Source organism: uncultured Senegalimassilia sp. (assembly GCF_934630535.1).
Lineage (GTDB): Bacteria > Actinomycetota > Coriobacteriia > Coriobacteriales > Eggerthellaceae > Senegalimassilia.
The window spans coordinates 1-10,239 of sequence record NZ_CAKTVU010000034.1 but is presented as its reverse complement, the minus strand read 5'-3'; the positions used below and the strand labels follow the sequence as shown (position 1 = coordinate 10,239).

Genomic DNA, 10,239 nt, shown 5'->3' with positions numbered 1-10,239 from the left:
CGGGTACGCTCGCCAACGCCGGTGAACACGGAAGTGCCGCCGTGCTCCTGAGCCAGGTTGTTGATGAGCTCCTGGATGATAACGGTCTTGCCAACGCCGGCGCCGCCGAACAGGCCGGTCTTACCGCCCTTGACGAACGGCTCGATGAGGTCGATGGCCTTGATGCCCGTCTCGAAGATCTCAGTCTTCGTGACCAGCTCGTCATACTCGGGAGCAGGACGATGGATGGGCATGTAGCCGGTAACCTCGGGCATGGGCTTCTCGTCAACGGGCTCGCCCATGACGTTCCAAATGCGGCCCAGGGTCTCCTGGCCGACGGGCATCATGATGGGATGACCCGTGTCCAAGACGTCCAGGCCACGGATCAGACCGTCGGTCGAGCTCATGGCGACGGAACGGACGATGTTGCCCGGCAGGTGGGTTTCGACCTCGAGGACGACGTGCAGGTCGCCCGCCTCGGTCTTAGCGTCAACCGTCAGCGCGTTGTAAATCGCCGGCAGCTGATCAGGGGGGAACTCGACGTCAACAACAGGACCGACGATTCGCACGATGCGACCCGTGGCGCCTTTGCTGGCCTCGACCTCCTCCTTAGTAAACAAATGTTCAGCCATTTAATCCTCCAAAGCAGCAGCGCCACCGACGATTTCCGAAATCTCGGTCGTGATAGCGCCCTGGCGTACGCGGTTATACAATCTGGTCAACGTGTTAACCATCTCGGTGGCATTGTCCGTTGCCGACATCATGGCGTTGCGGCGTGCGCCCTGCTCAGCAGCTGCCGAGTCGATCAGCGCATGATATAGCGTAGTGCGAACATACGCCGGCAGCAGCTGGTCAAGAACAGCTTCAGGGCTCGGCTCGAAGATCACATCGCCCTCAAGCTTCTCGCCCGCGGACTCATCGGCGCTCTCGGCCTTTGCGGCTTCGATGGCCGACGTGTCGACGGGGAGCAGCAACTCCTCGCGAAGCTGCTGCTCTGCCGAATTCTTAGCGTGGTTGTACACCACGATGACCTCGTCGATCGATCCATTGGCGTAAGCATCGACCGCATATGCGGCGATCTCGTCCGCAGCCTCTACCGTGGGGTCGGCAGACTGGCCCGCGAAGGCGAGAACCGGCTCGACACGACGGTACGTGTAATAGCCGATAGCCTTCTTGCCGCAGGCAACCACGCTAACCTCAGCGCCGGCCGCCTGCTTGCTCTTCATCAAACGATCGACTTGGCGCAGCACGTTGCTGTTGAAGCCGCCGGCCAGACCACGGTCCGACACGACGACGACGATCAGCACGTTCTTGACCTCGTCATGCTTGCGCAACAGCGCATTCTCGGAGCCACCTACACGCTTGGCAACGTTGGCCAACATTTCGACCATGGACTCGGCGTACGGCGTAGCCGCCGCCACGCGCTCGCCAGCAAGGCGGATCTTCGCAGCAGCAACCATTTCCATGGTACGCGTGATCTGCTTCGTCGAAGAGACGGAGCCGATACGCCTTTCAATGTCGTGAAGGTTGGGCATCTCTACCTACCTTACGCCGTGGGAGCGAACTGAAGCTTGAAAGCCTCGATCGCAGCGTTGGTCAGGTTCTCGACGTCACCAGTCCACTTACCGGCCTTAGCCAGCTCGTCGAACACCTCCGGCTTGGATGCATGCAGGAACTCCAGCAGCTCGGTGCGGAAGCGCACGATGTCCTCGGTCGGAACGTCGTCCAGATAACCCTTGCCGCCAGCATAGATTGCCACGGCCTGGTCGTAGACATCCATCATGCAGAAGCGGTTCTGCTTCAGCAGCTCGGTCATGGCAGCGCCGCGGGTCAGCTGATCTTGCGTAGCCTTGTCCAGGTCGGAACCGAACTGGGTGAAGGCCTTCAGCTCACGGAATGCAGCCAGGTCGAGCTTCAGCGTACCGGCAACCTGCTTCATCTGCTTGATCTGCGCGGAGCCGCCGACTCGGGACACGGAGATGCCCACGTCGACTGCAGGGCGCTGACCCTGGAAGAACAGGTCGGTCTGCAGGTAGATCTGACCGTCGGTAATGGAAATGACATTCGTCGGGATGTAGGCGGAGACGTCGCCGGCCTGGGTCTCGATGATCGGCAGTGCCGTCATGGAGCCGAGACCGTTCTGCTCGTTCATCTTCACAGCACGCTCCAGCAGGCGCGAATGCAGATAGAAGATGTCGCCCGGGTAAGCCTCGCGTCCCGGCGGGCGACGCAGGGTCAGAGACATCTGACGATAAGCCACAGCCTGCTTGGTCAGGTCATCGTAGACGATGAGCACGTGACGACCCGGGTTCTCCGGACCGGCAGGCTTGCCGTCCTCGCCGTTGTAGACGAAGTACTCGCCCATTGCAGCACCGGCCATAGGAGCGATGTACTGCAGCGGAGCAGAATCGGAAGCGGAAGCGTTAACGATGATGGTGTAGTCCATCGCGCCATGCTTCTCCAGGGTCTCCTGCACGTTAGCCACCGTGGAGGCCTTCTGGCCCACGGCAACGTAGATGCAGACCATGTCCTTGCCCTTCTGGTTCAGAATGGCATCGACGGCGATAGCGGTCTTACCGGTCTGACGGTCGCCGATGATCAGCTCGCGCTGACCACGGCCGATCGGGATCATAGAGTCGACGGCCAGGATACCGGTCTGCATCGGCTCGTGAACAGGCTTACGATGAATAACGCCCGGAGCCTTGAACTCGACCGGGCGAGTGCCCTCAGCCTTGATCTCGCCCTTGCCGTCAAGCGGCATGCCCAGCGGGTTCACGACGCGGCCGAGCAGGGCCTTGCCGGACGGAACCTCAACCAGACGACCGGTGGTCTTGACCGCGTCGTTTTCCTTGATTGCTGCGACATCGCCCAGCAAAACGGCGCCCACTTCATCCTCTTCGAGGTTCTGTGCCATACCGTAAACGACCTGGCCGGTAGAGCTGGTGAACTCCAAAAGTTCGCCTGCCATCGCATTTTTCAGGCCATCAACGCGAGCGATACCGTCGCCCACCTGGATAACAGAACCCGTCTCGCGGGATTCCACACTGGTGTTCAGCGCATCGAGCTGCTTACGCAGCGCCGCGTCAATAGACTGTGCGGTGATTTCAGTCACTAGCATTCACCTCCATCTGTGGAATGTTTCAGCACGTTGCGAGCCGCCTCAAGCTGCGACGTCATGCTGGCGTCGATTCGCTTGCCGTTGGCGCTCATCAAAATGCCGCCGATCAGGGACTTGTCGATGCTTTCGCGCAAAACGACCTTGGTGCCCAAGTCGGCTTCGGATTTCTTCGTAATAACCTCGCGCAGGTGATCGTCGAGCGGCACAACGGTCGTTACGTCGACCACGGTGACGTTCAACTTGCGTTCGACCTGCTCTCCGTAGCTCTCCCATACGCGCGAGAGCAACGCGAAGTCCCCGCGCTCGGCCATGACGGCCAAGACATCGACAAGGACAGGATGTGCCTGCGCGAATACGTTGCGCGCAAGGCTGTTCCTCTGCTCGGGCGTATAAGAGCTGTCTTGCAAAGAGCTAGAGAGATCCATGTTCGAACGCATAATGCGGATAATGCGCTCGGCTTGGTCGCGAACCTCTAGCACCGCATCCTGGCCGCCTGCCGCCAAAGCGGCATCCAGCAGAACGGATGCATAGGTTGCAACCTTTTCCTTTTGAACATGGCGGTTAGTTGGCATTGAAACTGCCCGCCTCGTTCACGTAGCGCTCGATGATCTTGCGGTGCTCGTCATCGTTGAGATCCTCGCCGATCAGGCGGGAAGCCACGGCAACGGACAGGTCGGCCACCGAGCCCTGAAGCTCGGCGATAGCGGCCTTCTTGTCGGCCTCGATGGCAGCATGAGCCTTCTCGATCATGCCGGCAGCCTCAGCCTGGGCCTTGGCGGTGATATCGGCCTTGACAGCCTCACCCGTCTTCTTGGCATCGGCGATGATCTGCGCGGACTGCGCCTTGGTTTCCTCCAGCTGGCGCTTGTACTCGGCGAGCACGCGCTCGCTTTCGACACGAGCCTTCTCGGACTGCTCGAGAGCGTCCTTGATGGTGGTCTCGCGCTTGACAAGCATGCCCTCGAACAGCGGCCAACCGAATTTCGCCAGGATGATCCACAAGATGATGAACGCAACGAGCATGGGGATGAACTCATCCATCTGCGGCAGGATAGCCGCAACGCCGCTGCCTTCATCGGCAAATGCCTGAGCAGGAAGCATAGCGCTTGCCGCGCCGAATGCGACGGCGGCGCTGCCGCAACCACGGAGCACTTTGTTCTTAACGTTCAACTCGCTTGCCTCCTTTCCTTAGCTTATAGGTCTTGCTTGAGTCGAAAACCTGTTAGCCAATGAAGAAGAGGACCAGGCCCAGCAGTGCCAGAGCCTCGGACATAGCAGCGCCGATGAAGAAGTAGCCCATCAGGGTGCCCTTCATCTCAGGCTGGCGTGCAGCGGACACGCACAGGCCGTACGTTGCAACGCCGATGCCGATGCCGGGGCCGATGGCGGCGAGGCCATAGCCGACGACCTTCAGCGCAGCGAGCGTGATTTCCATAATTACCTCCTTCGTTGAACCCGGAGCCTTCTCCGTGCTCATGCCAATATGCCCAAGCTGATCTATTCATGTCAGCTGTGGTGCCAAACAGAACGGGTGGCGGCTTGCACCGCCGGTCCGCACATCATCAGTGGGGATGAACCGCCATGCCGATGTAGGAAGCGGACAAGATGGTGAACACGTATGCCTGAAGGAACGCCACCAGGCACTCCATCGCATACATGAGGACCAGCAAAACGAACCATGCGACAGCAGGCAGCGCGGTAACGAAGTCCATGCTGAAAACAGCCTGCTGCAGGAACACAGTGGTTGCCAAAGAGAACACGGCCAGAACCATATGGCCTGCCAGCATGTTGCCGTAAAGACGAACGGCCAGCGTCAGAACGCGGATGACCATGGAGAAGAACTCCAGGAACCAGATGATCGGGACCATAGGGCCGGGAACACCGGAGGGCACGAGGCTCTTGATGTAGCCGAACACGCCCAGCGTCTTCAGACCATAGAAGTTGAAGTACACGAACGAGATGGCTGCCAGCGCCCACGTGATGGAGATGGTGCCCGTGGTGGCCTTCGCACCCGGGATCAGACCCACAACGTTAGCGATGAGGATGAAGAAGAACAGCGTGCACAAAAACGGGATGTGCTTCTTGAAACCCTCGCCGATAACGTCCTGGCCGATGCTCGTGTTCACGAAGTCGTAGCCATACTCGACGGTGTTCAGGAACTTATTCTTCGGGACCAGCTGAAGCTTGCGGCCTCCGATCAGAACAACCATCAGCACCAACGCCAAAATGAAGAACATGTACAGCGTGTACTGGCTGATGTCCCAACCGCCGATAGAGAATACGGTGTGGGAATCGAAAGTTTCGGAGAGGTGCCGTGCCTCTTCGACGAACTTGTTGAGCGCCTCGCCCATCTCAGATCATCCCAGCCTTTCCAGTGAACGAATCCAACATTACCGTGCCACGTTTTTACGCCACACGTACGCTGCGGTGCACACGATAAGCGAAACGATTTCGGCCATGCCGTAAGGAAGCACATACGGACGCGCAACCAGGGCGCACACGATCAAAGCAACCGCAACAACGACAAGGGACACGAACGTGCCTCCCAAGCCGTAAAGCGCCGCATTGGCGACCGATACCGAAGGATGCTTCCGAGCCAAACGCAGAGCCGCGAATAACGGCAGAAAGCCGACAAAGCCAGTTATGACACCGAGTAGAGCGGCCGCAACCATTACCTGCGTTTCACCCAAACCTTTCGTTGATCACAATTCCCGCATAGAAAACCAGGGCTTATGATAACGTAGAACTACTCAGGGGGCCTCTAAACTCCGCAATCGCCACAAAACGTTGGCAAACGGCTTATTTTTATTCGATTTTGCCGGCTATTTACCCTGTTCTACTTTTTCCATTATTAACAAAACCGTGATAGTGTTCGGTTTTTATGCATTTGCATTATTTTGCATAGCGTCATCGTAAACGCGTAGTTTGATACCCGCCTCGCGCAGCATGGACATGGCCAATTCATCCGGATAGGGATTCGAATAGATGATTTCCTTGATGTCAGCGTTGATGAGCATCTTCGCGCATACCACGCATGGCTGGGTGGTTATGTAGATCGAGGCACCCGTGATATTGATTCCGTAACGCGCTGCCTGGATGATCGCGTTCTGCTCTGCATGCAGCCCTCGGCAAATCTCATGGCGCTGACCGCTGGGCACGCTCAATTGCTGTCGCAGACAACCCGTTTCCGCACAATGCGCCAACCCCGTGGGCACGCCGTTATAGCCCGTAGCAAGGATTCTGCGATCTTTGACGATGATCGCCCCGACGGCACGACGAAGACACGTGGTGCGCGTGGCAACTTCATTGGCAAGCGTCATGAAATACTCGTCCCAGCTCGGACGACGATCAGTGCTTCCAGACATCGGCCTTCTCCCCTTCCATGCACGAACGGCCGAGCAAGGACACCTTGCCCGGCCGTCGGCTTATACCATTTGGTGATTGCTAGTACTCCAAACCCGGATACAGCGGGTGCTTCTCCAACATGGCGTCGATCTTCTTCTTGATATCAGCCAGCTTCGCTTCGTCTGCAGCGTTGAACACGGTTGCCGCGATGCACTGGCCCACCTCGTAGAAGTCCTCCTTGGTGAACCCACGGCTGGTGGCAGCGGCGCTGCCCACGCGGATGCCGCTGGCAACGAACGGGCTGCGCTGCTCGTTGGGGATGGTGTTCTTGTTCACCGTGAGGCCAACGCTCTCCAGCAGCTTCTCGGCATCCTTGCCGGTGACATCGGCAGGAGTCAGGTCGACCAAGCACAGATGGTTGTCCGTTCCGCCGGACACCAGGCGAAGGCCGCCGTCGGTCATGCCCTGGCCCATTGCGGCAGCGTTCTCCACCACATGGTCGATGTACTCCTTGAAAGACGGCTGCAACGCTTCGCCGAAGGCAACGGCCTTACCAGCGATAACGTGCATAAGCGGACCGCCCTGGCTGCCCGGGAACACAGCGGAGTTTATCTTCTTGAACAGATCCTCGTTGTTCGTGAGGATGAAGCCACCGCGCGGGCCACGAAGGGTCTTATGGCTGGTGGACGTCACGATATCGGCATAGGGGACCGGAGAGGGATGAGCGCCCGTAGCAACCAGGCCGGCGATATGAGCCATGTCGATCATAAGGTAAGCACCGACCTCATGGGCGATTTCCGCCATGCGCTCGAAGTCGATGATACGTGGGTAGGCAGAGGCGCCGCCGACGATCAGCTTAGGCTGATGCTCTTTTGCCAGCTTTTCCATCTCATCGTAATCGATGGTTTCGGTTTCCGGATCAACGCCGTAGGACACGACGTTGTACAGCTTGCCGGAGAAATTTGCCGGGCTGCCATGGGTCAGGTGACCGCCGTTATCCAAGCTCATGCCCATAACGGTATCGCCCGGCTTCACCGTTGCGAAATACGCGGCAAGGTTGGCATTTGCTCCGGAGTGCGGCTGAACGTTCGCGAATTTTGCACCATACAGCTTGCATGCGCGATCGCGTGCAAGGTTCTCGACGATATCGACCTTCTCGCAACCACCGTAGTAACGCTTGCCCGGCAAGCCTTCGGCGTACTTGTTCGTGAGAACGCTGCCCATGGCCTCCATCACAGCTTGAGACGTGAAGTTCTCCGATGCGATCAGCTCGACGGAGGAACGCTGACGAGACAGCTCTTGCTCGAGCGCGCTTGCCACTTCCGGATCGGTTTGCTTCACATGATCGATTGCCATGAGGACACCCTTCCTTTTGAATAATCGTTACAAGCGTACTCTAGCACATACCGCAGGAACCCACAGGGTATGCACATCCTCGCAACCATCCGGTAACGAAACGGCCTTAAACGGAAAACGGCCGGCGAATAGCCGACCGTTTGCATTGAACAAATCGCGGATTACCCTGTTACTTCTCAAGCGCCATGATCTTCTCGACACGGCCCGCATGGCGTCCTCCGCCGAACTCAGTGGAAAGGAACGCCCTCAAAATCTCCTTGTTAGCGGACAGGTCGACGAAACGGCCCGAAAGAGTGATGACGTTTGCGTCATTGTGCTCACGGCACAACGCAGCGAAGGCGGGGGATACGATATTTGCCGCACGGATTCCGTCAACCTTGTTTGCGGCGATAGCCATACCAATGCCGGTGCCGCACACCAAAACCCCGCGTTCAGCCTCGCCGTTGACAACGTCATGCGCAACAGCCTCCGCGAAATCCGGATAATCAACGCGGTCGTCGCAATCCGGCCCACGGTCGATGACGTTATGACCAAGTTCCTTCAAATATGCAGCCAGCAACTGCTTCTGATCAAAACCTGCATGGTCGCTTGCAATGCTGATGTTCATGTATCTACGCCTTCCACTGATAGATGCCTGCAGAGCCGATGGTACACCTGCATGCCTGTGCGCACCTGCTCAAAAACATTACCCACGCAATCCTTATGATTGGAATACCAGGTCCTCAAAAGAAATTCCGCCTTCGCGAACCAAAGTCAAATCACCGCCAGTACAGTCGATGACTGTAGAAGCGACCCCGCTGTGCAACGATTCAACGGGGTCTTGCAAGGCACACCCCACGCTTGCCAGCAACTCCTCGTCAAGCGACTCGAATCTTGACACCGCAGCTCTACCGCTGATGTTGGCAGACGTCGTGGCAAGCGGGCTTCCTGTCCGGCGAATCAAGGCAAGGGTCGTCTCGTTTGCAGGCATGCGCAGCCCAATGGACCCCGACTCCGATGCATAAGATACCGGTACCGCATCTGAAGCCTCAACGATAAGGGTAAGGGCTCCCGGCCAAAACCGCCGAGCAAGTGCGCAGGCAGCTGGCGGAAGATTCTTGCCATACCTTTGCAGGTCATCAATCGACCCAATAAGCCATGCGATAGGCTTCCCCGCATCCCTCCGCTTAACGTCAAAGAGAATTGCGGGGCCAGATGCTGCATGAACCGCAACTCCCACGCCATACACTGTATCGGTCGGCAATATGCAAGCTCGACCGTCGGCCAAAGCCAACGCAGCATCCTCCAAGGTATCTGATACCACTGCCATCCAAACCCCCGATCTCTACGCAGCATCCAAAATGGATGTCGATTATGCATCATCCAGAAGTGTATCACCGGAAATGCCAGTCATAGAACCGACCGCAAAACCAACTGCAGCGTGGACCTAGCGAAGCCAAAACACGATACTAGGCCCACGCGGGATGGCATCTTACGCAAACCTCTCAAACCCAGCCCAAAGCGCGCACCCTCGCGATAAGATACGCAGCCCCAAGCGTTCACGGAAACCACCGATGGCACGCGCAAGCAAACAGGCCCGAGCAACCGCCCTTTAAACCCGAAGATGCCCGCAAAAGAACGGGAAAACGATCAAGGAAGCCGGCACCAAACGTGCAGGTGCGCGCTGCGCACGAACGTCAAGGGAACGGAAAGCGATAACGCAAAAGGGCTTTCAAAGGCCTCAAGGAGGGCCAATTCAAGAAAAGCCCCGGCAAGACCAGGGCTGATTACACGGAGCGCATACAGCGCGAAGGCAACCTAAAGCGCATCTAAAACCGCGCAAGCAAATGATGGCCTACCGGTTCCGTAGCCTCGCAAGTTCCGCAACTCCTTGCAAAAGACGGGGAAGATCGTGCTCGCAAGGCGAGGTTTTTCGAAAACGCGCAAGGGCCAGCACAGAGAGCCACGCCGCAATCCCTCCGGTACCCGTCGCAAGGCGGAGCACGCAGGGCTGCTTTCAAGGCGAAGGTCTCCCCGAAAGACGCGGAAAGGCCCATAGCCCCCCGCGCAAGCCGTCGCCCTCGCCTTGCGGCGCGTTCCCAGGCGCGCCGGGCGCGTGCAGCGGATACGCCCGGCGCAGGCCGCTCGGCCGAAGCCGGCCCCGGCGCACGAAAACGCGCAAGGGCTCGCAAGGAAAACCTCGCTGCAATCCCTCCAACGCTCCTCACGAGACGGCGAAGGAGGGCCAAAGCCCATCAAAACGCAAAAGGGCCCGCAAGGAGATACCCCTTGCGGGCCTTCACGGCGCGTGCGGCGCGCGAGGCCGCGGCATCCCCCAAACGCAAACAGGCCCGCAAGGGGACGATCCCCCTGCGGGCCTTATCAGCGCAAAAAGAAAAGCGCCCTCCGCGAGCGCGACGCCCTGCCCTCCCGCAGCCTGGCGCTGCAGTACTCTCGGCGAA

The 10,239-nt window shown here is 58.5% G+C and carries 11 protein-coding genes and 1 pseudogene; all 12 read right to left on the bottom strand.

Going from position 1 to position 10,239, the window contains the following annotated elements; genetic code table 11:
• Positions 1-611, bottom strand: a pseudogene (locus Q0D52_RS09885) (F0F1 ATP synthase subunit beta); the annotation flags it as partial.
• Positions 612-1,514 carry an ATP synthase F1 subunit gamma gene (gene atpG, locus Q0D52_RS09880; RefSeq protein WP_294382583.1) on the bottom strand — a complete coding sequence of 301 codons (903 nt, stop codon included), beginning with the start codon at positions 1,512-1,514 and terminating at the stop codon, positions 612-614.
• Between the two features lie 11 nt (positions 1,515-1,525).
• Positions 1,526-3,097, bottom strand: coding sequence for a F0F1 ATP synthase subunit alpha (gene atpA / locus Q0D52_RS09875; protein WP_181859444.1), 1,572 nt, complete (start codon positions 3,095-3,097; stop codon positions 1,526-1,528).
• Positions 3,091-3,669, bottom strand: a complete 579-nt coding sequence (atpH, locus tag Q0D52_RS09870) for an ATP synthase F1 subunit delta (RefSeq protein ID WP_294360243.1) — start codon at positions 3,667-3,669, stop codon at positions 3,091-3,093. Before atpH ends, atpA begins: the two co-directional genes overlap by 7 nt.
• Complete coding sequence (atpF, locus tag Q0D52_RS09865) at positions 3,659-4,267, bottom strand: F0F1 ATP synthase subunit B (RefSeq protein ID WP_294360240.1); 609 nt, start codon at positions 4,265-4,267, stop codon at positions 3,659-3,661. The genes atpH and atpF overlap by 11 nt, the downstream gene beginning before the upstream one ends.
• A 52-nt stretch (positions 4,268-4,319) precedes the next feature.
• On the bottom strand, positions 4,320-4,532 hold the full coding sequence (gene atpE / locus Q0D52_RS09860) for an ATP synthase F0 subunit C (protein ID WP_042435060.1): 213 nt from the start codon (positions 4,530-4,532) through the stop codon (positions 4,320-4,322).
• Between the two features lie 127 nt (positions 4,533-4,659).
• On the bottom strand, positions 4,660-5,448 hold the full coding sequence (atpB, locus tag Q0D52_RS09855; protein WP_042435062.1) for a F0F1 ATP synthase subunit A: 789 nt from the start codon (positions 5,446-5,448) through the stop codon (positions 4,660-4,662).
• A gap of 39 nt (positions 5,449-5,487) precedes the next feature.
• The gene (locus Q0D52_RS09850) at positions 5,488-5,631 is read right to left on the bottom strand and encodes a hypothetical protein (RefSeq protein WP_294382580.1); all 144 of its coding nucleotides are present in this window, start codon (positions 5,629-5,631) and stop codon (positions 5,488-5,490) included.
• Between the two features lie 345 nt (positions 5,632-5,976).
• A complete protein-coding gene (locus Q0D52_RS09845) occupies positions 5,977-6,462 on the bottom strand; it encodes a cytidine/deoxycytidylate deaminase family protein (RefSeq protein WP_294382577.1) in 486 nt (161 codons plus the stop codon).
• Between the two features lie 79 nt (positions 6,463-6,541).
• A complete protein-coding gene (glyA, locus tag Q0D52_RS09840; RefSeq protein ID WP_294382574.1) occupies positions 6,542-7,798 on the bottom strand; it encodes a serine hydroxymethyltransferase in 1,257 nt (418 codons plus the stop codon).
• A gap of 169 nt (positions 7,799-7,967) precedes the next feature.
• The gene (gene rpiB, locus Q0D52_RS09835; RefSeq protein ID WP_294360222.1) at positions 7,968-8,405 is read right to left on the bottom strand and encodes a ribose 5-phosphate isomerase B; all 438 of its coding nucleotides are present in this window, start codon (positions 8,403-8,405) and stop codon (positions 7,968-7,970) included.
• A 93-nt stretch (positions 8,406-8,498) separates the two neighbouring features.
• Positions 8,499-9,107: an L-threonylcarbamoyladenylate synthase gene (locus Q0D52_RS10125; RefSeq protein WP_366930345.1), complete on the bottom strand. Its 609-nt coding sequence runs from the start codon at positions 9,105-9,107 to the stop codon at positions 8,499-8,501.
• Positions 9,108-10,239: the final 1,132 nt, after the last annotated feature.

Excerpts from the sequence above, each read along its gene's own strand:
- atpG (WP_294382583.1), bottom strand. The coding sequence starts at position 1,514 with ATGCCCAACCTTCACGACATTGAAAGGCGTATCGGCTCCGTCTCTTCG.
- atpA (WP_181859444.1), bottom strand. The coding sequence starts at position 3,097 with ATGCTAGTGACTGAAATCACCGCACAGTCTATTGACGCGGCGCTGCGT.
- atpH (WP_294360243.1), bottom strand. The coding sequence starts at position 3,669 with ATGCCAACTAACCGCCATGTTCAAAAGGAAAAGGTTGCAACCTATGCA.
- atpE (WP_042435060.1), bottom strand. The coding sequence starts at position 4,532 with ATGGAAATCACGCTCGCTGCGCTGAAGGTCGTCGGCTATGGCCTCGCC.
- atpB (WP_042435062.1), bottom strand. The coding sequence starts at position 5,448 with ATGGGCGAGGCGCTCAACAAGTTCGTCGAAGAGGCACGGCACCTCTCC.
- Q0D52_RS09845 (WP_294382577.1), bottom strand. The coding sequence starts at position 6,462 with ATGTCTGGAAGCACTGATCGTCGTCCGAGCTGGGACGAGTATTTCATG.
- glyA (WP_294382574.1), bottom strand. The coding sequence starts at position 7,798 with ATGGCAATCGATCATGTGAAGCAAACCGATCCGGAAGTGGCAAGCGCG.
- rpiB (WP_294360222.1), bottom strand. The coding sequence starts at position 8,405 with ATGAACATCAGCATTGCAAGCGACCATGCAGGTTTTGATCAGAAGCAG.
- Q0D52_RS10125 (WP_366930345.1), bottom strand. The coding sequence starts at position 9,107 with ATGGCAGTGGTATCAGATACCTTGGAGGATGCTGCGTTGGCTTTGGCC.